A 20,840-nucleotide genomic window follows, 5' to 3' on the forward strand; every position below is an offset into this window, starting at 1 on the left:
TATAGAACCAGACTTAACTCATGGTTAAAATCTGAATAAATTTAATATAACAATATAACAATATAACAATATAACAATGGTATTTATAAATTAATTTAATTAACGACTTTTGCGTAGTAGCCATAAATAATTTAAGTGTCTGCTAGAAAATATTTTAAGCAACTATCGAGTTCTATATGGGCCTTAGTTGCCACAATTATTTTGATACCTGTAATTGCTCGCCCGGCGGTAAAAAGGTACTTATTGCACCTAAACAATTAGCGTCTTTAAATTGGCAAGATAAAACGGTAACCTGTAGTCTTAATGTAGAGCAAATAAACTCATTCGCACAGTATCAGAGAGAAAAATTGAATGATGCTAATTACCTAAAGCGGTTAAGGCAAAACTAATATTTGAGAAATAACCCTATTCAATAGACTCTTTTCGACCTTTCTCTATGATTAATGTGCGTGATACTTAAAAGGCTAACTAAATGCAAAAAAAAGACGATAAAACAACAGTTAATCAAAAGCATATAACTGCCTGTTTATACGGTAATGAAACAGCTAAATCATTAGCCAACTTCACCATTAGCGATTTAAAAATGCCACGCGCTTTCCTTTGGGCATTAGGCACAATCAAGAGCGCATCTGCACAAGCGAACCAAGAACTGGGTCTACTTGATGCTGATAAATCTGCAGCAATTCAATTGGCTGCCAAAGAAGTTGCGGATGGTTTCCACGATAATCAGTTTCCCGTTGATGTCTTCCAGACAGGGTCGGGAACCAGCACGAATATGAACGCAAATGAAGTGATTGCCTCATTAGTTAAGTTAAAAAGTAATCAAACCATAAACGTTCACCCTAATGATCATGTAAATATGGGACAAAGTTCTAACGATGTGATCCCCTCTTGTATCCACTTAAGTGCAGCAAAACTTATCGCTGAACAGTTATTACCCTCGCTAGCACACTTACGTAACACCTTAGACAACAAAGCCGGTCAGCATCATGACACCATAAAAACAGGCCGTACTCATTTAATGGATGCAATGCCATTAAGTTTTGCTCAGGAAATAAGTGGTTGGAGTGCTCAAGTGAGTTATGCCTATGACCAGCTACAAAATAACTTACCAAGTTTATACAAGCTTGCCATTGGCGGCACAGCTGTAGGTACTGGAGTTAATACACACCCAGATTTTGCCACTATTGTCACTCGTACCTTAACCGAGAACACCGGTTTAACCTTCATGCCTGCCGATAATTATTTTCGGGCAATTAGTGCACAAGACACAGCGGTATGCATTAGCGGTATTCTTAAAACCACCGCGGTTAGTTTAAGTAAAATCAGCAATGATATTCGCTGGCTAAGCAGTGGACCATTAAATGGATTAAATGAAATTCAATTACCTGAACTACAAAAAGGTAGCAGTATTATGCCAGGGAAAGTCAACCCAGTGATCCCTGAAGCGGTTTTAATGGCTTGCACACAAGTCATCGGCAATGACACAACCATTACGTTGTCAGGACAATCTGGCAACTTCCAACTTAATACCATGCTACCTTTAATCGCTCATACGTTAGTGCAAAGTATTCAACTACTCAGCTCAAGCGCTAACGCACTTGCTGATAAAGTTATCAAAGATATAAGCGTGAATCATGACGAAATTAAGCAAAATTTAGCAAAAAATCCAATTTTAGTAACCGCGTTAACTGAATTGATCGGCTATGAAAAAAGTGCTGAGATTGCTAAAAAAGCATACCTAGAAAAAAGAACCGTAATAGATGTCGCTATCGAACTAACCAATATTAGTGAAGCAGAGCTTATGGCAAGATTAGATCCTAAACAGCTAATTGGTGGTGTTAATAAAACCCAATAACCGGTAGCTTTCCCAATAAAGAAAACTTTCCCCGTGATCTTTTTAGAGGTGATCACGGAGTTCTAACTCATCGATTAGTCGTTATTTAAGATGATATACCAAGCTTACTAACTCGTTAATCGTTCATTATTGAAATGGGTTAACTCAATGTTATTTTCAGTAAGAAAACTAAAAATCAAAAACAGTAAACATATTTCAATATCTGCCAATAATTAACCAGATAGTACTGTAGGCTAAATTTAATTGGAAAATATAATTTAATTAATTTTATAAATAATCGAGTTAGCTAATCAAGCTGGCTCAGCAGGCTTACTCAGTAAAGTGAAAGTATACACATAACCATAAATAGCGGTAATGATTATACTAGGTGTAACCGTTAACCATAAATTAGGCGTCTGGTTAATAAAGTTAACACCAATGGCAATGCTAGATTGAATCGCTATAGGTAAGAGTGGTGCTAACAAAGTACCTGGTATAGCGTTATTACTTAAATATTTAGCCGAGCGGTCTAAGGCATTTCTGAAAGTTCTGAAAATGGCGATGTTTTGTTTTGTTTTAGAAAACACTGTACAGATGATAGGCACAACAAATATTAATGAAAGATAACTCTGCCCAAATTTCGACACTGATTTTTCTAATATAAAAGTAAATAAAATAGTAATCGTGCCGCTTAATGTTCCTTGTACAATTGCCGATCTTAACACCAGTGATTGATCTTCACTGACTAAACCATTCGCCCAATATGACCAAGCAAAATAAAAACAAAATGAGATCCCCGCCGAAAGAATCAGTCTTACTCTAGATGACATATAAAGTTGCCTTACCTGCGCTTTAGTTAATTTTCCATACTACCGCTATAATGATGCCCTCGCGATAAATATTTATTTTCAACGACGTTGTTGCTTGATATTTTATTAACATTTGACCTGACAAAATTTAAAAGCTTCACGGCCATCTCGGCTTTTTAGAAAAGCCTTAGAGTCATCGACTAATGAAAATAAATCGATAAATGCCACCTTAGCTGACAGTATAATCAAACTCTAATCTTTAAATGTTAAAAATTCACAAATCCATCTCTGTATAATAATGGCTGATTATTCTTACCATATTAGCCAAAATTATCATTGAAATCAGCCTGACGAATTTTTGCACTAATATGTTCATAAAAAGATGATATGATAAGTTAAATTAATTTAACATAGCGAAGATTAGTAATGCGGATAAAATTAACTCAAGACCTAGTATGTGGCAATGACACTTTTTTAACGGGTGAAGAATACGAGGCAGTATTGATATTACCCCGTTCAACTACCGTAGAATTTATAGCTGACTCAGGTAAGAAAGTCAGAGCATTTAACTATGAATATACGACAGTAGCCTCTGCAACTGAAATATAGCAAGGTGAGTGCGATCACAGCCGTTTAACAGATCAATAAACGCTGAGAATCACAAAGTGAGTTAACTTAAGTTATATCAATTGATAGTAACCGCTTTCAAAACACTCAATAAACGTAGTGAACGACCCAGCAGCGTCACTACGTTTTTAAAAATATAACAGCCTATATAGCTTTAATCATCTGCACCGTTTCAGGTTTAAAACCTAACGTTTGGTAGAAGTCGTTTGCTTTTTTATTATTAGCGAAAACTTCCAGATGCAGTAACCTGCACCCTAAATTTTTAGACCATTTCTCAGCAAACCCAATTAAAATCTTACCAACACCTAAACCCTGTGACTCAGGTGAAACAGCCAACAAAGGTATTGTTCCACACATCTCACCAGATATACTGTCTTTATGGGTTCTAACATGAATAAACCCCAAAGAAACATCACTTTTTTCAGCGATAAAGGTAACGTTGGCTTGTGATGATTCAGCAAGCATTTCAGCAATGTAATCAAATTGCATTTTTTGAATAACATCGTCAGAATGCCAAGATAACTGAGCAACGTCAGCTAAAATAGGTGAAAGTTTAAAAATAAACGAATGATCACTTAATTTTGCTTTCCTAATGACTAGTTCGTTATCCATAAACACTCTACATTCATACTTCAATATCAATTAAATATTAGCCGTTTAAAACGGCTAATATCACGTAGCAATAGCCTACTATTTTAGCTGTTTTTATTTATTGGGGATTTTACATTATGCCCTAACGCATTAATATCAACGCCTTGTTCAGAGAGAATTTTCTCAAATAACGGCAGTAAAGCCCCTAGATTTTCTTCCAGTGTATCGCGTAAAGTGTCAACAACAACTTGAGTGCCACGTTCTATCTCTATGTTAATATTTTCGCCAACAGTCTTAGCCTCAAACACTGTCATCCTTCGAGTTTCAGGAATTAACCAAACTTCAAACCACTGCTCTGTCTTATTCACTTGAGAAATGGTTAAACTAGCTCCGTTTAAGGCAATATAGCCCTTTGGAAAGACATAGCGCTTCCATTCTTTTGACAAACCTAAACGGATACAATAATTGTCTTCTATGTGAGTAATGTTGACAATAGGGGTTTTAAAGTCCACATGCCCCGACAGAGGATGACCACCAATTTCAGCACCCTCTTTAGCTGCTCGCTCTACATTGACACAAGTATTTTTTCCATATTCGCTGAGGGTCGTTATTAAAAGGCTTTGTAGCATTACATCAAACTTGACCCTAACTTCAGACACTATTTCAGTAACCGTCAAACATACTCCGTCGACAGAAACACTTGCTCCTATTTCTAGATCAGTGCAAAAACCTTTGTTGAAATCAATAACAAAAGTTCTGATACCCTTTTCATCTGTAATATCGATAATTTTAGCTATCGATTGAATTATTCCTGTAAACATAAATATCTCTTCTTTAATTAGGCAACACGACTTAATACTCATACATTGTTAAGCAGTGAAAAAAATGAACGTTGTTGTCGGATAAGCTATGCCAATCAGTTTGTTGTTATCACTTAAGGATATCAAATTGTGTTGAGGCATTGAATGGTTAGAAGTTTCGATCTGCATATTTAATTAAAAACATCAAAAACTATACTTTATTTTTCGCTGTGACCAATAATAAATCAAATAAGATAGGGTCAATACGGTATGAATTTTCAAGATTTTCCCTAGCCATCTCTCGTTCTTCTTTAGCTGCATCAGGTTAACCAAACGATTCATAGTAATCGCCTGCTTTGACATTATTATGAGCTCTTTTATTTAATGCTGAACTGGAGACACGACCGGTGAGTAAAAAGAAAACGATAAAAAATAAAGACGCTGCAATAACACTTATCAGTAAACACAAGTTATATAAGCTAAAATAGTTGGCTAAAATTTGAAAAAATAGCAAAGCCAACCTTATTTAATGACTTCAAGTATGAAGCTATCAGGTGTTATTTATCGTCATTTTCAGAGACAACTTGCTCGTCTTCTGACGGTACCTCCTCCACAGCTGATTTTTTCAAACGTTTTTCTTCCTTTTTTTTCTTTTTAGCTATTTCTTTCTGACGTTTTTCGAAAGAGTAATTTTGCTTAGCCACTCGTATTCTCCTCTGGGTATCTTAAATTTCTAACATGAATAATACGGCATCCCCGGAATAATTGCGCCCTTGATTACGATTATAATAGATAAAATTAAGGGATAATGCTTTTATTTCATCTGTCGTATCAAGCTATTAGGCCTTTTTTATGATACCAACAACAAATATCAATATAACCGCCCCCGCAGTCGCCGTAACAATTGTACCAATGACTCCGCCAGCAGATATACCAAGTAAGCCAAAGACAAAGCCACCAACCACTGCGCCTATAATGCCAACAACGATATTACCGAGTAAGCCAAAGCCAGCCCCTTTCATTAACCTTCCCGCTAACCATCCGGCTAAAGCACCGATAGCTAAAAATATCACCAATTCTGTTAAATCCATAAATTCACCTCTGCTATTAAGTCTTTTTCAATGCGCGACAAACTGTCACATTACAATCGAAAAATATAAGTTGGCTATATCTACAGTAAACAACACTAGTCAACTGTTTGTTAATTTAAAACACACCAAGCGTTATAATTAATTTCTCATCTTTTACTTCCAATGATTTCAATACTGCTTTGGCTAATTTGTGTTTTACATTATCATCTTTAAATTTATAAACTGGATAAACGGCCATCACTTTTGAAAGCATGGCCTGCGCAATATCTTGTATTTTTGGAGTGAAATTTTTAGGAACTTTATCAATGGCTAAACTAATAATTGTAGGGTTTTTAAAATAAAACTCACCTTTTTTAGGCTCATAATCTAATGTGCCTTTAATCATTACTTCACCGCTACCCTTAATTCCACCGGGAGCACTAGCGTCAATATTTGCACGAATACCTATTTCATCACTTTCTTTTAGTAAATCTATTATAGGATTTGATAGGGTAACAGTGACAAAATATTTCTTTTTTTCGATTGGCATAAAAGCTGATATTTTTTCTTGTATCTCTTGTTCTGTGATTTCCTGTGTGTAATCTAACGCAACAGCAAACTGACTCAGTAGCGATAAAAAAACAAACATAATGCTTCGAAACATAACTTTTCCTTAAAAAATAACAACACTTTAAACAAAATATCAGCTAGCTAAAAATAAACGACACCGTAATAAATGCCAACTATTATTTTCGTCTAAATCATATATTAAATATTATGCTCTTCTTCGTGTAAAACAAAACTCACCAATTTATGTACAATAGGAGATATAATTAAAATAGTTGGAAAGGCAAAGATAAAAGCGAAACTCCACGCTTTTAACCATATAGGAACAATATTCGTCACCATACCTACGTTAAACACACTAATAACAAAAGACATTACGCAGGACATAAGTAACGCCATAAAAAAAGAAAATACAACTTTGTGATATTTACGTGAAATCATCTTAAATACTCATAGATTGTTCTAAGACTCAGTGTTTTGCTGAGATTAAAAAAAAATTTTTATGTCTGTTAACTTTGCGCTAAATAACCCCGTTCATTTATTAGCTTCGCCGGTAATTTAATTATTTATAAAATATCTATCAGGGAAAGAACCTAAGGTTGCCATTATTTAAACAGCTTATTGTATTTTTTTACAAGTAGACATATCTTTTGAAAGTTCTGTTATATATAAACCATTTTTACCGTGAAAGCGGTACACCATTATTACACCCAAATTGATAAAACTTTCTAACGCTTTATTCGCACATAATGTACCTATCAACACTTTCTCAATAATTGGTTCAAAAGCCTTTACATCAAGTTGATCAGCACTGTAATTTATCATAGTGTTATTATAGATAATGAAATTTTTGAATGTTGCTGCGTAATCAAGTCTTGTTTCTTCATCAATTATTTGAGCACCTTTAGCGTTAATTTTAGTAACTGCCTTAGTTAACTCTTGCGATAAAGATCGCTCTAATGGGGTCTGTTCAGCATGACACAACAACGATGTCGTTAAAGCGATAGGTAATATAATTTTTATTAAATCCATAAAGGTAATTTCCTTAAAAATCCCCAGATTAAAGGGATAAATTATTTTATTAAAATATATAGCACAACTCACCGTAACAAATTTAGTCGTTGCACTATAAAGCGCTGGTTTTACCTAAAATATCAACTGCAATTAAAGCAATAAATCTAACGAGTATACTCAAAACTCAGCAGGCCATCATTCATTGCAACTTCCCTAAAACCATTAGAAATCAACACTTTTTTAGACGCTTTATTTTCGGGTGCAGTATGAGCAATAATACTATTGGTTTCTTCGAAGGAGCAGGCATGAGAAATGAGCAGGTTAACAATTTCTGTTGCATAGCCACGACATTGCCAACTAGGTAGCACAGAATAGCCAATCTCAACTATTCCATTACTATCTGGGGGACCAAAATATCCACCTGATCCCACGAGAGTTCTTTCTCCTGAAACGGCAATATTTATAGCATACCAGCCATACCAACCTTCAGCTAATTTACCGCCTTTTTCGAAACAAGAAAGAAAAAACTCCATTGCATCTCGGTCATATTCACCGCTAGGCCAATCGCTTGAAACAGATGCATTTAATTTTTCAGCAAGTAACAAAGGTGTTTCAAGTTCAATGTGAAGATGAGCGGCTGATGATGATATTAATTCGATGCGTTTTGAATTTAAATTTTTAATAATTTTTATTTACTCTATCGATTACGTTTTTTAACACTTATCCGTCAAAGACTATTTCAGCTTCTGCTTCAACTTAATAAAAACCACTTAAGCATTTGATAAACAGTCAATTAAAGCCTTTTATTTGTTTGGAATGAATCAAAAAACAGCCCTCTTAATACTCATTCTCAATGACTTATATCGCAAAATCACTCAGAAATAAAATAATAACCTTTAAATAAAGCGGGACGAAATGCAAAACCACTTAATGCTCTTAGTGGTGTATAAGATATTATATTGCCGGTTGAGACAAAACTTGAAACAACTCTTAACTGACCGTTTTCAAATTTAAATTTTAGCTGCTCATCGAGCGCGTAAACTCGACTGCTAACACCGCAATTAAAAGTGATGGCAGGTTCAAATTTATTGGTCAGCGTATCCATTTCGTTTATGGGTAAGATCTTACTCATAAGCATGCCATCAATATTAACCGCATACTTATTCAAAAAATCCTCTGCCGCAGTGCAAGACAAGGAAAAGCTTAATAGTATAAATGATAGTGTTTTCATTCGATCTCCCTATCGTTCTTTGTCGCTAAAGTTGCGGCCTGTAATAGACGGGCCCTCAACTGTAATTTATCCGTTTGATTCACTTGTTTTAAAGTCTTTATAATACAGTAAAAGCAAAGGTTAATTTACAATCGATATATTTAAGCATGCGATTGACTATCACAGGTATATCAAAGCATTTAGTACCTGAATCCGAGCTAACCGATACAAATATATCACAGTCTTCAATATTAACTCTTTGTCGGACATAATAGTCACTAATGTCGTCGAAGTTAGTGTCTGTTAAGGGTACACAAACAACATAAATATTATTTTCAACATTTTTATCGCACAATGAGCCTAGTATCTCTCGCTCGAGTGTAAAGGCTTGCATCTTATCTAATCGATTGAACCTGAAGCTTATTGAAGCCCTAGTCTTTGAATTTTCCACCAAACTCTCTATTTTGTATAACGCCAAATAATCAGCGAAGTAATGTAAGCTAAATAATACAACGAAGTTAAATAACGTCGCCAGTGCTATGAAGTGATAGTAAACGGGTTAAGTATTCTAGACCTGTAAATGACCTAAATTTCTTTTTTCATGACGCCTGCGAACTCAAGACCACCTTCAAGTTCACGAAAATCTACGTTAACCAGTTCCCAACCAGCACTGCCAAGTGTATTGAGATAACTTTCAACATCTTCTCGTTTTCTCCCTTTAAACAGTCCTGCTGTCTCAACATCTCTGGTATCTACTATTTTATATTTGTACTGTTTCATCAATTTTATCCTCAAAATAATTAAATAATGCCGGCCTCAAACTTAACTAAGGAGGTTTATTACCCGCCCTTAAATTGTTGCTTATAAATTCTATATTTTATTTAAAGATACGCCATCCCTTAAAACTGATTGCCATTGGGTAAGTTGATTTAATTTATAGCTTCTCTCGATAATATTTGTGTCTCTATCAAGCTTTACTACATAAGGAACAGCACGCCCTTCGTTTCCAAAATAACGTTTCTGCAAGGCCATTGTGCCCTCACTAGCTATCCACACTTTACCCGTAAAACCAGTTTTAATTAACATGCGGTTAATTTCATCAATATCTTCATCCAAGGCAACAGCTAATAAATTAATGGGTAATTGCTTATTAGCGGTCACTTTCTCTAGCGTCATTAAAGATTTGTAGCAAGGAGTGCACCACGAAGCAAAAAAATAAATAACGGTATCGTTCCCCTTAAGTTCATCAAAAGAATGACGACTTCCTTGAAGGTCTATTAAATCTATTCTTTGAATGGGCTTGTTTACAACAGATGTAAAAGATGGCGATAAAAAGCCCAGATAGTTTGCCCCAGCAAAGCCAATAAAAAATAATATAGGTAAAGAAATTAACATCCATTTTTTCAACGTCGTACTCCAATGTTTATTTAGCGCTGCTTAACTAGTCTTATTTGTCATCAGCCTGATAAGTGAATAAACCAATGAGTGCTTCACTCACGAAAATAACACCATACTGAATAACAACAACAAACATAAATCCAATACCTGCTTGAGCAGAAGGCGTTATGCCAAATAATAATACTGCGCATAATAGTGAAACAATAACGCCAGCTATCGCCCTACACCCTATTAAAAAAGGGCTACTATAAGCGGCTCGATTTGCAAGCAAAAATACCAGCAGGTAAGGGAGCAAAATAAAAATAGCTTCCCAAAAACCAAACCCCCAATATTTATAAGTAACCGCTATTAAACTAATTAACGATAAGGCTTTACTATATTTATAAAGATTCAATTTAATCATTTGCATTCCTTTGCTCATCCGCTCTCAGTAGAGAGTAATATTATCATTGGCAAAATGCCAAATTAGTAGCACAGCTATTTACGTTATTGCCTGCCCTATTTAATTTATTATCGTTAAGTTTAACTAGTTTACTTTAGGTTTTTTCAAGAATACTTTTAAGTTCAGCCCTTAAACGTATTAGAGAGTCTAAGTGATTGTTTGAGGATTTTACCCCTCCATATTCAGCTTGTCTAGATTGAGAAAATTTAACAATATTTAAGGCCATGTCTATTTTCTCAACTAAAGCAGCACCCTCTTCAGGTATCGGTTTTATCCACTGTAATGAAGTTGATAGATCTTCAGTCCCTTTTTTAGATAATAATTTTATTAATTCACACGCGTTCATATAATACCTTTACTGATTATGCCCATTTATAGGCAATAAATATCTAGCTAAAATATTGAGGAGATTATAATAACTATTTTTTGTTTAACTAAGCCTATAAGTCCCAAACCAACAAAAGTTAATAAAAGACCTATTGCTGTGATCAGATACACACATTTCCCTTGGCAACCAATAGTCAATTCGCTGTTAAGTATACCTTTTAACTAAAAATTAACGTTAAAGCAATAATGAGCATAGTAAGCCCAACAATAAATTCTAGCACTTGCCATGACTTTGGTTGTTGAAATAGCGGGGCTAAAAATCTTGCTCCATAACCCAAACTAAAAAAGAAAGTGAATGAAGCTGAAATTGCCCCTAAGGTAAATTCAATTTGCTTTCCCTCATATTGTGTTGAAATGCTCCCTAAAAGCACCATAGTATCGAGGTAAACATGAGGATTTAACCATGTAAAAGCAAGACAGATAGCAATCGTTTTTAAGACTGAATGCTGTACTTTAGCTTCTGGTGTTAAGACATGACGTTGACTGAATGCTGACTTAAAACTCAGTGCAGAATAAACAAGAAGAAACAAAGCACCGCCATAACGGGCATACGTTTCAATAAAAGGATACTCATTTACAATAGCGCCAAACCCTGCAACACCCAATGAAATTAAAATAGCGTCAGAAATAGCACAAATAGTACAAATTAATAAAACATGTTGTTTTTTAATTCCCTGCTTCAAAACAAAAGCATTCTGAGAACCTATTGCAAGGATAAGAGAGAGGCTAAGAAAAAATCCTGCGAAAAAAGTTGTCATATAAATTATCTTTTCTAGTTGAATAAAAATCAAACACTACGATTAACCCTTTATACTGGGGGCAATAAAATAGCTTTTGTTAGCAGCTAAGTAAACTTTAAAGTTTACGAATGCCACTGTGCGGCTATTAGGCACATAGCGTGTTGAGATACTTGCTTTAACCCGAAGGCTTTGTTCTTGTATAGATTAAATATTTTTTTCAGATAGCACTCATTGTAAAATCATTTTCATGATGTGAGTTTATTTTCATGTAAAACTTGCTGAATATAAGGCCACTTTTTCTTAGTGTATTCATCCCTATCGTCTTTATAAGTAATGGCTAATTCTTGTTTTAAATTTGCGTATCCGTTAGCGATAACTGAGTTTGAACGTAATAAATTTCTGAACCTTAAACGTTCATTCCAGAGTGGGCTTTCAAACGGCACCAAATGTAAGTGATGTGTGCGAAATTCATCTGAAGGTTTGCAAAACCAATGCATAACTTCAGGCTTATAAGGCCAATATTTATAACCGTTTTGGACAAGCGCTATAATAGCAGGTTGAGCGAGTTCCAAAGACTTAACGCCAAACATTATATCTATTATCGGTTTAGCAATCATGCCCGGAACAGCAGTACTACCTACATGTTCAACAGAACCATAAAGCCAATCACCTGCAACAGCTATTAGGCGTTTTTTTTCTGCTGTAAATTTATCATCCCAAGATGGATTATACGCTTCTAGAACGATTGCGGCTTGACTGATATTTTGTAGTTCCTTTGTCATTAAACCTCACCAAGTGCAAAATCACAGTCGATTATTATATTAAGTGCAGTGAAAAAATTGGGGTTAAATGTTATCAATTATGCGATTGGTTATCTTCCATTACAAACCATTTTCTACCATGGTTTTAATTTTAATAGCCTTGACGAAATGATCTAATCTGTGAGTCTGTATCCACCATGTTGCAACTTCCATAAGTAGTTCAGGTGTTTCATTTTTATTAGCAAAAAAGGCATAAAATGATAGTCCAACGTTGTCACCATTACTCGCTATTTTTTTATTACAAACGTCGATAATTTTTAATCGTAACTCTGCTTTCATTGTTTACTCATCGCCTTTAAATTTACCATTAACCCACAGATCTATAAGGTATATTAACGGATTTATCTTTTATAAACATCAATCTATGCAAATACCTGATGAGTCAGTTAACGTTTCTATTTTAGATTCAATTAACAGAAACTATGCAAAGCACTTAACATTAATTTGAGTGATTTTAGTGACTTGACCACGGCATTGTTAAGTCTTTATCTCTTGAAGATGGTTATATAAATGCATGACATGTGCTATTTCATACTCTGCTTTCGATAGCTCACCATAGGCAAAATGCGGCGCAAGAATCCCCTGATAACGGCTAAAGTTGAGCAGAGATTGTTTTAAACGAATGAGTGCGTGTGTTGAGTCTAGATGTTTAATAATAATTGGAGCACTTGGAATAGGCTCTCCTAAGTTATGTGTCATCTTACCCTTAGATGCAAAAATCGAGAATGCGAGTTGACCAACCGTACTCTTAAATAAATTCGATTTATGTTCTGGAAATTCAGACATTGAAAACTCTACACTTTGTGCGCAATGGCTAAATATTTGATATGGGTTCCATTCGCCTTGGTGGATAAGACTTTCATCAGATAAATCATCTAGCTTTTTTAAAGCCATCTCTACGGTAAGGCTATTTTTATTGCCCTCTTTAATCAGGGTAAATGCGCCGGCACCTACTCCTAAAATAACTCCGCCACCTACCAGTGAAGCTTTAACAAACTGTCTACGTTTCATTTCAAATCCTTAAAAACTATTCTCCCAATAGGAGGCTAAGTTTAGTGAACTAAAGGTTATTGACCGTCCTAGACAAAAAAGCACAGCTAAAATTTGCCCGACTTGAATGACTTATGTTGGCACTGTTATAAGAGTTATTATTTAAATCGACCTTAAAGTAAAAACATTAAGTATCGTTCGACTTTCTCTCTTGTTCCATTTTAGCCATTCTAATATTTAATTCTATAAGAGACTTTTGAATATCCATTAACACAGGATTAGATTTAGAATGGTTCCTTATTTCTTCTTCACGAAAGCCGAGTCTGGAATCAAGGTAACCAATAATCAACGACAACAAAACGAAAGTGAACAATATAATAGGCACTGCAATCATTGGACTTGTAAAGACAAATTCAGTGACAAAATTATCACCTAGTGATTTAATAAACACGAAAATTATCAGGAGGAATTGTACATATCCAATATACATTTTCGACCTATCTATGTAGACCTTCCATCGAATCAAAGTTTTTTTGTTAAGTCGTGAAATCAAGTAAACTCCTAGGGGTATGACGCCACATTAAGCGTCAGAATATCAGGTAAAGTATTAGGACGAAGCAAACGATATTTCTTTGCAAGGATATGTGAATACCCCTTACTGAGAAATTATTGATACCGCATCACCCTGGCATTTTGGGCTGCCCAGCAATTATTAATAAGATCTACAGGTGAAGTCCAGCAAACATAATCCCATTTTACTGCGCTAAAGTTACCACAAAAAAGAACTCAAACAAGCAGGAAATCATTTAATTAGCACCGTGAGTAAATATAACCTCCGCTAAGCGACTAAGCGCAGTTTACTAGCGCTAGCAAAAGGCTACTTTAGCTTTAATTAGCTAGTGTGATTTTCTTGTGAGATAAAGTTTTTTTCCATAATGTCTATAATAACAGCCTCTGACAGTTCATTTAGTGCGTATTCAGCCGACGAATAAATATCACCTTCTTTGCTACCCAATGCTATTTCTATAGTATCAGGCTTCTCATCATGGATGAGTACAACGATCTTCTTGTTCTGGGCTATGCAATCAATGGTAATCGCATCAGCTTTCATGCCTTGGTTACGTAGGTTTTTATCCATTATGCCCATCAATGTATCAACATTATCAAATTGGTTGTAGAACGAGTCATTCGCCTTAGCGACAATCTCTGATACCTTTTTTAGTGTACTTTTCATTTTATTAACCTCAACAAAGATAATATAAATACCCTACCCAAGAATAAGTAATTATTAGCTATATTTATAAGAAATGGCGCGAATCAAATGTGAACGCTCATTGTAAACGTGTTGAATACCGATTAACCCTCTAATTTAATAAGATATTTATGCCTATTAAAATCAAAGTGACACCACCCAAGAATTCAGCCTTACTTTCTAACCAAGTACCCGTTTTAGCGCCAATTAACACGCCCAACCAACTGAAGAAAAAAGTCATGCTACCAATAATAAAGCAAGCGACGAATGGATTTACAGCTAAAATGGTAAAAGTAAAGCCAGCTGCCATGGCATCAATACTGGTAGCGATGGCAAGTATTAGCATAACGCGATGAGTTACTTTTACAATATCATCTTCTATGCCTTCAGAAAAAGATTCATAAATCATTTTAACACCTATGAGCAAAAGCAATAAAAAGGCTAGCCATGTAGCATAAGACTCCATCCAACCTAGTATTCCTCGTCCTCCAAGATAACCCAATAAAGGCATCACCCCTTGAAATAGCCCAAAATATACTGCTGACATTAATGCCAAAGGTGTAACCTTGCTATTGTGTTTTGCCCCTAAGCCAATTGATACTGCAAAAGCGTCCATACTCAATGCCACAGCTAAAATTAATACTTCATTCATTAAGCAATTCGACCGTTAAATAAAAAAACATAAAAAAACCAACACCAAATTAAAAGTAAATTACAGATAAAGGAATGTTGACTAGAATAAAAGATACACTGTTTTGTTGGTTGTTATAGAGTTCAAGGTCCGAGCCTTAAAACGATAGTTGTAAAAAAGCCACCTAATCGACTAATTAGACCAATAAAACCTGCTAGGTATCTTACTAAGCACTCATTTCACCATCTAGCGTAGAGAGAATAAATGCTAAGGTTATTATAGATCTGATGGCTGCCCTAAGTCACATTTTTTACACTTTAATAGGTGGCCTAACAACGAATCGCGTCCCTTTTCTGTTATTACCCAAGGGCGACTTATAAAAGGAGGGTTATGTCTGACATGCTGAAAGTGACCACATTTTAATTCAGCGACCCAATCATCTTCTTCATCTTTATGATAACCGACAATAGATTGATTCATTAATACCTATCACAATTTGTTTAGAGGTGAAAAATAATCGTTAAATAACAGAGTAAAAAACAACGACCAAGGACTCATCCAAGTTTTAAATATAATATCAAATAAATTTTATTTGCTTAGTATATCTAAAGCTAAAATTCCCCACATAAATAATACCGCTAAAAAATTTATATTAAATACACTGCCTCTCAGGCGAATGTTTGTTGAAACTATCTGAACAATACTATGCACCACACGTCCGATAACAAACATCCAAGCAGCCCATAAATATGCGCTTTGATATAAATCGGGCCGCGCAATTAAAATGATACAGATAACATAAAATAATACCGGCCATTCAAATTGATTTGAGAGATTAGCGCTAGTGCTTTTCTCTAAGTTAAAAAAGGGATGACAATCATCTGGATTTTCAACAGTACCCCAAATATTTGGAGCACGTATTATTGTTAGTAATACATACAGAATGACTACCCATAAAACATAAGATAATAATGGTGCAAATAAAGCGTATTCATTGATAACTTTCATATTTTAAAATTCACCTAGCGCCTTCTAAAAGACTAATAATGCTTAGCTAAAATATAGAGGAATAAAAAAGCCAATGGTTTGTTATATATAAAAAATAAAATTTTACGTTATTTGTTTGCGGCTACCGGCTTAGAAAAGAAAACAAAAGGGATCGCTAATGGACCAACAAGCAGTGCTGCTAGCACCCATAATGTTTTATTAGCATTACGATATTTAGCTACATAAAAACACAAAACTATACTGATTAAACTTATAATAAATAAGATCACCATTATTATTTACTCCAATCTATAAATAAAGACACTAAAATTAAACAGACGATTATAGAGACAAATAATGTTCCATTAAAAAGCAAGTTATTGATGGTAAAATAGTCGATGAAGGAGTAAATAGCTAACGGTTATTTTTATACTTGGTATTTTATTATATTTTAATTGTTTAGATAAGCCACTAACACAATGGATAGCACATAAAAGGATATTCCTACCAGACAGATTAAATTGATTTTTTTAGACTTTATCTTCTTAAAAGAAGCAAAATCATGAAATTCTATTTTAAACTGACCCAAGGTCAGTATTTTTAGAATCAAGCCGCCAGTCGTATAAAAAATAAATCCAAATATAGTCTCAATTAATAACCAAACAAATATATCTATAACGAAACTCATACAACTTACTCCTAAAAAAATATTCTATTAGTTACTGATTTTTCATGGTATGTCTGGCAAAAAACAAAAAACAACGTTTATCTGTCAATAATGTAGCTTACTTATTGATGACATATTCTTTAACATCAAATGATTCAACTAACGAAAACATCTTACTATTTAAGCCTAAGTCACAAAAATCATCTAATGCTATTTGGTCTTGCCATTTTTCAAATATGTTAACTTGGTTAGATTCAATGGGAACATGCTCTTTTTAGCATAACTTGTTAGGCCGTCACCTGACAAAAATATACTTTTGTTCGAAATTAATAAGCGTTTAAACATGTCTAGTAATTATCAAAACACACCAAGAGTAACAAATGAATACCAAAAATTTCACCACTATATTTTTAATTGGCATTTTTTCTAGTATTGCCTTTATTGTAATCCAACCTTTATTTGGAATGCTTACGTTAACTTCGAGACACGCATCAGCATATATAAACTTAGGTAATTATAATGAAACTACCGCCATTGCATTATCATGGCTTGTGCATATTAGCGTGTCTGTGTTCTATACGTTTATTGCTAGCCTTATTTATAACTTTAACGCTTCATATCTAGTAAGTGTTGCGCAAGTAATAATTTTAGGATGGCTAACAACACTTTCAGCAACCCCTGCCAATGAATGGGTTGTAAAACTGATAACTACAGGACAATTTACATCAATTACGTCTTTATCTGAGTTGAACACTGAAATTGGCCCTAAATTGTGGCTTCATATTTTATTTTTTGCATTCGTATTAACCGGACTGGGACTTACTAGATTAATCAGTTCACCCAAAATATCCGTTTAAACAATTTATAAGCTCACTGCATATGAAGCTTGAATTAATTTTTCAGCTTCTTTAATAGTCAAATTTGATGATTTACAAATGACATAACCATTAACTTGAGAGATGATATATTTAGGGGGAAGGTCTCTGGGAATATGTTCAAACTCTCTTTCTACAAGCTCAATTGCGGTAAAACCAGCGGTACCACATAACTGCGTAGCTCTACGATTAAAGATTTTATGAGCAGCCTTATGGTCACTCCATGGGGCAAAATTTGTTTTTGCTACAATAGAATAAAGCCCTTTCTGAAGCTTATTGTCAGAAAATCCACCACCTAAGGCATTTGGCCCATTATTTAAATTATGATTGGACACAGTACAACCACTTAACAAAAAGACTAATACAACACACTTTGAAATTTCCAATATCATTCCTTTAATATATAACGCCCTATAACAAGCAAAAATTAATTAGCTAAAATGCTCAACGACCTCAGAAAAGCGAGCTATGTTGCATTTATACCAATGCTAGAATAATTAATAACCCAACCTACACTCAAAAAACATTACAATTAAACTGCTTTTAAGGGTAACTTAAATAAGGTGTACAAATTATTTTTTAGATCCACAGGCAATAATGGCGATATAATATTAAGTATGGAACCGCTTAAGTGATCCGATAAAATAGAGTCGTGGATCATTTTTAGTCTTAAAAATTTGAGCACGTTTAGCGTTTTTATACTGCCATGTTTTATTATTACTTTGCGTGAAAGCGCTTTCCATAGTTATTAAGTCATCTGAGTGAGCTAAAAAATAGTTAATCCCCCATTTGAAAGACTTATTATATGCCCCTCAAATCACACCACCGGCTTTCAAAATAATAGCCGTTACTGCCAGCAAAAACGCACCTGAATAAACCATTTTCCCAGAATATGCGGCTTTGTCCCAATTCATAGCACAATAAACTAATGAAAGAGGAAAGCACAAAAATACAGACCAACCAAATAAGTGCTGTTTATTTCCCAGAGCTACAATAGCAGCAAAAATCGAACCTATAACCAATAACATTAACCCTATGGACCCAGTTAATAACGCCACTACTATAATGTTTTGAACCATACTTAACTCATACCTGTATTTACGATAAAAATGGAGAAATAATACCACGTTAAGAGCTAAATCTGTTAGGTACAAACAACAGCCAACTTTTATTTAGTGTTGCATTAATGCCTTGTAATGTAACTATGCTAGATTGATGAAAAATAACTAATAGCTAACTCTATTGCCTTCTTGGTAATTACCGATTAGGAGGAGGCATCCACAAAGCTAATCCTGTGTATACAATAACAATGATCCCTCCAGTCAATAGTGCGGTGAGTAAAAAAGCGATTCTAACTTTATAGGGATTAACCCCCTGATATGCAGCTATTCCACCAGCAACTCCTGCTAGTATGTTTTTTTCTGATTTAGGAAGCTTACCAAAATCCATTTTTATACTCCTAGTTATATAACGCCAAGCTAAGTGGCGATAAATTGTTGGCCAAAATAAGCGGGGCACAAGAACGGCCAACTGTTTTTTATCTGTGTTTAATAGCTTATGTTGTTACAAGCCGAAAAATATCCAGTGACTTTTAAACCTTTCCTTAAGGTTTGAATCCGTTTGTATTACCGAAGAAATTTGAGAACACTCAAATGTTAATTCAGATTGCCCTTTAATAGCTGCAATTATATTAGGGTAAATCACCAGTACATTTTCTATTACAACCGAATTTAATAATTTAATATTAACAATTGAAGCATCCTGCTTGACCTCTTTGAAGGGACCATCCCTTTCGATTATTTGTATGGGTATTTCAAATTTAGCCAACGCCTAACCTTCCTTTACAACATAACGACCCATTAAGAGCCAACTGTTATTAATCCTGCTTGAATGCCTTATATGGACCATTTTTGATCGACTTTATCTGCTTTCTTTCGGCCTCAGTTAATACATTATACCAGCGAGGATAGGACCAACCATAACCCCATCTAAATGACGTAGGAAAATATGGGCTTCCTCCCACTCGCACACCTGCTAACATTAGCTTGGCAATTTGTGGCTCGCCAGTTTTTGAAACACACTGATGAAGTTCTTTATCTGCAACCAACCTCTCTTCATAAGTTCCACCTTGCCAATAAGCATAATCGTGAGCAGTGCAGCAAGATAACCATAGCTCTTTATGATCAAATGTACCGTCAGGGAAAGAACTGCACCCATCTGATGTGAAAGGTTTAATATTTTCAGCTTTAACTGTCACTGAAAAAAGTAGGAGGATGAAAACAAAAACTATACGCATACACTTTCCATGATTAACACAAACGCCTAATTAACAGGCAAAAAATTGGTTGGCTAAAATAGCGATGATGGAACAAATAGCCAAGTGTTTTTTGTCCGACTTGGGTGGCTTAGGTATTTAGAACACCCAACCTGCAACTATTGATAAATCTTTTACATCATGGCTAAAAGAACCACTTACATCATTGACAGCATAGCTTTCATTTACAGATAATAGTGAGTACTCAATGCCAAGATATAAATCTTCTGAAAACTTATATTCTGCGCCTAATGAATAATATAAATCATTTCCACTTCCATCACTAACTGGTGGAGGGCTAAAATTTGTAAGTTTTTTTGGCGTATAGTTTTTATATGACCAGTGAGCAAGTCCAACCCGAGCATTAACAGTAAAGTTAGTGACTAACTCTACTTCACCTTTTATTCCAAACCTAATAGATTCAATTTCAATAGGTATAATTGCTTCTGCGGTATAGTCATGCTCAGAACCTAAACAGCAATCTCCGCCAGAAGGTGTACCTGTGATCGAAGTAGGATAATAAACTGTAAATTCATTAACCACACTTCCATGATCATGTTTAGCAAGTTCAATTGAAACATTATCGAAAAATTTAACACCGAATCTAAACCCAAATGAACTATCATTCAAAGTTGCAGAATAGCTCTCATTTGAAAAATTTGGATTTAAGAACGATTTAATTTCATGTTGGGATTTACCGATAAGTATTTCTGATACGAAAACTGTTTCCCCTAAAGCAAATAACGGGAATAAAGTTAAAATCATCCCAATAATATTTTTTTTCATTTACATCCTTTAAAATAAATACAAA

General features: G+C 34.6%; 34 protein-coding genes. 3 read left to right on the plus strand and 31 right to left on the minus strand.

What is annotated here, in order from left to right:
* The first annotated feature begins 472 nt into the window (after positions 1-472).
* Entirely contained in the window at positions 473-1,858 is a 1,386-nt protein-coding gene (locus tag H4J62_RS18050; RefSeq protein WP_182215907.1) for a lyase family protein, read from the plus strand.
* A 290-nt stretch (positions 1,859-2,148) separates the two neighbouring features.
* Here the strand turns inward: H4J62_RS18050 and H4J62_RS18055 are convergent, their stop codons facing one another.
* Positions 2,149-2,667 (minus strand): hypothetical protein, encoded by a 519-nt coding sequence (locus tag H4J62_RS18055; protein ID WP_182215906.1) that lies wholly within the window; start codon positions 2,665-2,667, stop codon positions 2,149-2,151.
* 405 nt (positions 2,668-3,072) lie between these two features.
* Between H4J62_RS18055 and H4J62_RS18060 the strand changes: the two genes are divergently transcribed.
* Positions 3,073-3,255, plus strand: a complete 183-nt coding sequence (locus H4J62_RS18060; protein ID WP_182215904.1) for a hypothetical protein — start codon at positions 3,073-3,075, stop codon at positions 3,253-3,255.
* A gap of 162 nt (positions 3,256-3,417) precedes the next feature.
* Here H4J62_RS18060 and H4J62_RS18065 read toward each other — a convergent pair whose 3' ends face one another.
* The 24 genes from H4J62_RS18065 to H4J62_RS18180 form a co-directional block, all read right to left on the minus strand.
* Positions 3,418-3,885 (minus strand): N-acetyltransferase, encoded by a 468-nt coding sequence (locus tag H4J62_RS18065; protein ID WP_182215902.1) that lies wholly within the window; start codon positions 3,883-3,885, stop codon positions 3,418-3,420.
* 83 nt (positions 3,886-3,968) lie between these two features.
* Positions 3,969-4,685 (minus strand): riboflavin synthase subunit alpha, encoded by a 717-nt coding sequence (locus H4J62_RS18070; RefSeq protein WP_182215900.1) that lies wholly within the window; start codon positions 4,683-4,685, stop codon positions 3,969-3,971.
* Positions 4,686-5,221: 536 nt separating this feature from the next.
* Complete coding sequence (locus tag H4J62_RS18075) at positions 5,222-5,368, minus strand: hypothetical protein (RefSeq protein ID WP_182215898.1); 147 nt, start codon at positions 5,366-5,368, stop codon at positions 5,222-5,224.
* Positions 5,369-5,503: 135 nt separating this feature from the next.
* Positions 5,504-5,755: a GlsB/YeaQ/YmgE family stress response membrane protein gene (locus H4J62_RS18080; RefSeq protein ID WP_070376763.1), complete on the minus strand. Its 252-nt coding sequence runs from the start codon at positions 5,753-5,755 to the stop codon at positions 5,504-5,506.
* A 115-nt stretch (positions 5,756-5,870) separates the two neighbouring features.
* Complete coding sequence (locus tag H4J62_RS18085) at positions 5,871-6,398, minus strand: DUF1439 domain-containing protein (protein WP_182215896.1); 528 nt, start codon at positions 6,396-6,398, stop codon at positions 5,871-5,873.
* A 104-nt stretch (positions 6,399-6,502) separates the two neighbouring features.
* On the minus strand, positions 6,503-6,742 hold the full coding sequence (locus tag H4J62_RS18090; RefSeq protein ID WP_182215894.1) for a DUF2798 domain-containing protein: 240 nt from the start codon (positions 6,740-6,742) through the stop codon (positions 6,503-6,505).
* Between the two features lie 177 nt (positions 6,743-6,919).
* Positions 6,920-7,333, minus strand: a complete 414-nt coding sequence (locus H4J62_RS18095; protein WP_182215892.1) for a hypothetical protein — start codon at positions 7,331-7,333, stop codon at positions 6,920-6,922.
* Between the two features lie 146 nt (positions 7,334-7,479).
* A complete protein-coding gene (locus H4J62_RS18100; protein WP_220470083.1) occupies positions 7,480-7,920 on the minus strand; it encodes a GNAT family N-acetyltransferase in 441 nt (146 codons plus the stop codon).
* Between the two features lie 266 nt (positions 7,921-8,186).
* Positions 8,187-8,546: a hypothetical protein gene (locus H4J62_RS18105; RefSeq protein ID WP_182215890.1), complete on the minus strand. Its 360-nt coding sequence runs from the start codon at positions 8,544-8,546 to the stop codon at positions 8,187-8,189.
* Between the two features lie 97 nt (positions 8,547-8,643).
* Positions 8,644-8,976: a hypothetical protein gene (locus H4J62_RS18110; protein WP_182231356.1), complete on the minus strand. Its 333-nt coding sequence runs from the start codon at positions 8,974-8,976 to the stop codon at positions 8,644-8,646.
* A gap of 134 nt (positions 8,977-9,110) precedes the next feature.
* Positions 9,111-9,305: a DUF4177 domain-containing protein gene (locus H4J62_RS18115; protein ID WP_070376757.1), complete on the minus strand. Its 195-nt coding sequence runs from the start codon at positions 9,303-9,305 to the stop codon at positions 9,111-9,113.
* 90 nt (positions 9,306-9,395) lie between these two features.
* Positions 9,396-9,932, minus strand: a complete 537-nt coding sequence (locus tag H4J62_RS18120; RefSeq protein ID WP_182215886.1) for a TlpA disulfide reductase family protein — start codon at positions 9,930-9,932, stop codon at positions 9,396-9,398.
* A gap of 40 nt (positions 9,933-9,972) precedes the next feature.
* The gene (locus tag H4J62_RS18125) at positions 9,973-10,326 is read right to left on the minus strand and encodes a hypothetical protein (RefSeq protein ID WP_182215884.1); all 354 of its coding nucleotides are present in this window, start codon (positions 10,324-10,326) and stop codon (positions 9,973-9,975) included.
* A gap of 133 nt (positions 10,327-10,459) precedes the next feature.
* Positions 10,460-10,711 (minus strand): hypothetical protein, encoded by a 252-nt coding sequence (locus H4J62_RS18130; RefSeq protein WP_182218753.1) that lies wholly within the window; start codon positions 10,709-10,711, stop codon positions 10,460-10,462.
* 199 nt (positions 10,712-10,910) lie between these two features.
* The gene (locus H4J62_RS18135) at positions 10,911-11,510 is read right to left on the minus strand and encodes a LysE/ArgO family amino acid transporter (RefSeq protein ID WP_182218751.1); all 600 of its coding nucleotides are present in this window, start codon (positions 11,508-11,510) and stop codon (positions 10,911-10,913) included.
* 227 nt (positions 11,511-11,737) lie between these two features.
* Positions 11,738-12,274 (minus strand): GrpB family protein, encoded by a 537-nt coding sequence (locus H4J62_RS18140; protein ID WP_182231357.1) that lies wholly within the window; start codon positions 12,272-12,274, stop codon positions 11,738-11,740.
* A 99-nt stretch (positions 12,275-12,373) separates the two neighbouring features.
* Complete coding sequence (locus tag H4J62_RS18145; protein ID WP_070376751.1) at positions 12,374-12,592, minus strand: DUF6500 family protein; 219 nt, start codon at positions 12,590-12,592, stop codon at positions 12,374-12,376.
* A 198-nt stretch (positions 12,593-12,790) separates the two neighbouring features.
* Complete coding sequence (locus H4J62_RS18150; protein ID WP_182218415.1) at positions 12,791-13,324, minus strand: DUF1569 domain-containing protein; 534 nt, start codon at positions 13,322-13,324, stop codon at positions 12,791-12,793.
* Positions 13,325-13,490: 166 nt separating this feature from the next.
* Positions 13,491-13,688: a hypothetical protein gene (locus tag H4J62_RS20545; RefSeq protein ID WP_259364962.1), complete on the minus strand. Its 198-nt coding sequence runs from the start codon at positions 13,686-13,688 to the stop codon at positions 13,491-13,493.
* A 507-nt stretch (positions 13,689-14,195) separates the two neighbouring features.
* A complete protein-coding gene (locus H4J62_RS18160) occupies positions 14,196-14,537 on the minus strand; it encodes a hypothetical protein (RefSeq protein ID WP_070376748.1) in 342 nt (113 codons plus the stop codon).
* A gap of 130 nt (positions 14,538-14,667) precedes the next feature.
* Positions 14,668-15,207 (minus strand): manganese efflux pump MntP family protein, encoded by a 540-nt coding sequence (locus tag H4J62_RS18165; RefSeq protein ID WP_070376747.1) that lies wholly within the window; start codon positions 15,205-15,207, stop codon positions 14,668-14,670.
* Between the two features lie 255 nt (positions 15,208-15,462).
* The gene (locus H4J62_RS18170) at positions 15,463-15,666 is read right to left on the minus strand and encodes a DUF3565 domain-containing protein (protein WP_182218411.1); all 204 of its coding nucleotides are present in this window, start codon (positions 15,664-15,666) and stop codon (positions 15,463-15,465) included.
* 108 nt (positions 15,667-15,774) lie between these two features.
* A complete protein-coding gene (locus H4J62_RS18175) occupies positions 15,775-16,194 on the minus strand; it encodes an MAPEG family protein (RefSeq protein ID WP_182218410.1) in 420 nt (139 codons plus the stop codon).
* A gap of 107 nt (positions 16,195-16,301) precedes the next feature.
* Positions 16,302-16,466 carry a hypothetical protein gene (locus H4J62_RS18180; protein ID WP_182218408.1) on the minus strand — a complete coding sequence of 55 codons (165 nt, stop codon included), beginning with the start codon at positions 16,464-16,466 and terminating at the stop codon, positions 16,302-16,304.
* A 754-nt stretch (positions 16,467-17,220) separates the two neighbouring features.
* Between H4J62_RS18180 and H4J62_RS18185 the strand changes: the two genes are divergently transcribed.
* On the plus strand, positions 17,221-17,697 hold the full coding sequence (locus H4J62_RS18185; protein WP_182218406.1) for a hypothetical protein: 477 nt from the start codon (positions 17,221-17,223) through the stop codon (positions 17,695-17,697).
* Positions 17,698-17,702: 5 nt separating this feature from the next.
* Here H4J62_RS18185 and H4J62_RS18190 read toward each other — a convergent pair whose 3' ends face one another.
* The 6 genes from H4J62_RS18190 to H4J62_RS18215 all read right to left on the minus strand — a co-directional run bounded on the left by H4J62_RS18190 (position 17,703) and on the right by H4J62_RS18215 (position 20,815).
* Positions 17,703-18,101, minus strand: a complete 399-nt coding sequence (locus H4J62_RS18190) for a hypothetical protein (RefSeq protein ID WP_182218404.1) — start codon at positions 18,099-18,101, stop codon at positions 17,703-17,705.
* A gap of 426 nt (positions 18,102-18,527) precedes the next feature.
* Positions 18,528-18,794 carry a hypothetical protein gene (locus H4J62_RS18195; RefSeq protein ID WP_182218402.1) on the minus strand — a complete coding sequence of 89 codons (267 nt, stop codon included), beginning with the start codon at positions 18,792-18,794 and terminating at the stop codon, positions 18,528-18,530.
* 178 nt (positions 18,795-18,972) lie between these two features.
* On the minus strand, positions 18,973-19,164 hold the full coding sequence (locus H4J62_RS18200) for a PspC domain-containing protein (RefSeq protein ID WP_182218401.1): 192 nt from the start codon (positions 19,162-19,164) through the stop codon (positions 18,973-18,975).
* A 114-nt stretch (positions 19,165-19,278) separates the two neighbouring features.
* A complete protein-coding gene (locus H4J62_RS18205) occupies positions 19,279-19,542 on the minus strand; it encodes a hypothetical protein (protein WP_182218399.1) in 264 nt (87 codons plus the stop codon).
* A 49-nt stretch (positions 19,543-19,591) separates the two neighbouring features.
* Complete coding sequence (locus tag H4J62_RS18210) at positions 19,592-20,011, minus strand: hypothetical protein (RefSeq protein WP_182218397.1); 420 nt, start codon at positions 20,009-20,011, stop codon at positions 19,592-19,594.
* Between the two features lie 117 nt (positions 20,012-20,128).
* A complete protein-coding gene (locus tag H4J62_RS18215) occupies positions 20,129-20,815 on the minus strand; it encodes an outer membrane beta-barrel protein (protein WP_182218395.1) in 687 nt (228 codons plus the stop codon).
* Positions 20,816-20,840 lie beyond the last annotated feature (25 nt).

This window comes from Colwellia sp. BRX8-5 (genome assembly GCF_014077325.1).
Taxonomy (GTDB): domain Bacteria; phylum Pseudomonadota; class Gammaproteobacteria; order Enterobacterales; family Alteromonadaceae; genus Colwellia_A.

Coding starts and splice junctions, on each gene's coding strand:
- H4J62_RS18210 (WP_182218397.1), bottom strand. CDS start 20,011: ATGCGTATAGTTTTTGTTTTCATCCTCCTACTTTTTTCAGTGACAGTT.
- H4J62_RS18160 (WP_070376748.1), bottom strand. CDS start 14,537: ATGAAAAGTACACTAAAAAAGGTATCAGAGATTGTCGCTAAGGCGAAT.
- H4J62_RS18070 (WP_182215900.1), bottom strand. CDS start 4,685: ATGTTTACAGGAATAATTCAATCGATAGCTAAAATTATCGATATTACA.
- H4J62_RS18105 (WP_182215890.1), bottom strand. CDS start 8,546: ATGAAAACACTATCATTTATACTATTAAGCTTTTCCTTGTCTTGCACT.
- H4J62_RS18115 (WP_070376757.1), bottom strand. CDS start 9,305: ATGAAACAGTACAAATATAAAATAGTAGATACCAGAGATGTTGAGACA.
- H4J62_RS18195 (WP_182218402.1), bottom strand. CDS start 18,794: ATGGTTCAAAACATTATAGTAGTGGCGTTATTAACTGGGTCCATAGGG.
- H4J62_RS18060 (WP_182215904.1), top strand. CDS start 3,073: ATGCGGATAAAATTAACTCAAGACCTAGTATGTGGCAATGACACTTTT.
- H4J62_RS18200 (WP_182218401.1), bottom strand. CDS start 19,164: ATGGATTTTGGTAAGCTTCCTAAATCAGAAAAAAACATACTAGCAGGA.
- H4J62_RS18125 (WP_182215884.1), bottom strand. CDS start 10,326: ATGATTAAATTGAATCTTTATAAATATAGTAAAGCCTTATCGTTAATT.
- H4J62_RS18180 (WP_182218408.1), bottom strand. CDS start 16,466: ATGGTGATCTTATTTATTATAAGTTTAATCAGTATAGTTTTGTGTTTT.
- H4J62_RS18130 (WP_182218753.1), bottom strand. CDS start 10,711: ATGAACGCGTGTGAATTAATAAAATTATTATCTAAAAAAGGGACTGAA.
- H4J62_RS18215 (WP_182218395.1), bottom strand. CDS start 20,815: ATGAAAAAAAATATTATTGGGATGATTTTAACTTTATTCCCGTTATTT.
- H4J62_RS18185 (WP_182218406.1), top strand. CDS start 17,221: ATGAATACCAAAAATTTCACCACTATATTTTTAATTGGCATTTTTTCT.
- H4J62_RS18170 (WP_182218411.1), bottom strand. CDS start 15,666: ATGAATCAATCTATTGTCGGTTATCATAAAGATGAAGAAGATGATTGG.
- H4J62_RS18055 (WP_182215906.1), bottom strand. CDS start 2,667: ATGTCATCTAGAGTAAGACTGATTCTTTCGGCGGGGATCTCATTTTGT.
- H4J62_RS18165 (WP_070376747.1), bottom strand. CDS start 15,207: ATGAATGAAGTATTAATTTTAGCTGTGGCATTGAGTATGGACGCTTTT.
- H4J62_RS18080 (WP_070376763.1), bottom strand. CDS start 5,755: ATGGATTTAACAGAATTGGTGATATTTTTAGCTATCGGTGCTTTAGCC.
- H4J62_RS18135 (WP_182218751.1), bottom strand. CDS start 11,510: ATGACAACTTTTTTCGCAGGATTTTTTCTTAGCCTCTCTCTTATCCTT.
- H4J62_RS18090 (WP_182215894.1), bottom strand. CDS start 6,742: ATGATTTCACGTAAATATCACAAAGTTGTATTTTCTTTTTTTATGGCG.
- H4J62_RS18095 (WP_182215892.1), bottom strand. CDS start 7,333: ATGGATTTAATAAAAATTATATTACCTATCGCTTTAACGACATCGTTG.
- H4J62_RS18085 (WP_182215896.1), bottom strand. CDS start 6,398: ATGTTTCGAAGCATTATGTTTGTTTTTTTATCGCTACTGAGTCAGTTT.
- H4J62_RS18140 (WP_182231357.1), bottom strand. CDS start 12,274: ATGACAAAGGAACTACAAAATATCAGTCAAGCCGCAATCGTTCTAGAA.
- H4J62_RS18050 (WP_182215907.1), top strand. CDS start 473: ATGCAAAAAAAAGACGATAAAACAACAGTTAATCAAAAGCATATAACT.
- H4J62_RS18150 (WP_182218415.1), bottom strand. CDS start 13,324: ATGAAACGTAGACAGTTTGTTAAAGCTTCACTGGTAGGTGGCGGAGTT.
- H4J62_RS18175 (WP_182218410.1), bottom strand. CDS start 16,194: ATGAAAGTTATCAATGAATACGCTTTATTTGCACCATTATTATCTTAT.
- H4J62_RS18145 (WP_070376751.1), bottom strand. CDS start 12,592: ATGAAAGCAGAGTTACGATTAAAAATTATCGACGTTTGTAATAAAAAA.
- H4J62_RS18065 (WP_182215902.1), bottom strand. CDS start 3,885: ATGGATAACGAACTAGTCATTAGGAAAGCAAAATTAAGTGATCATTCG.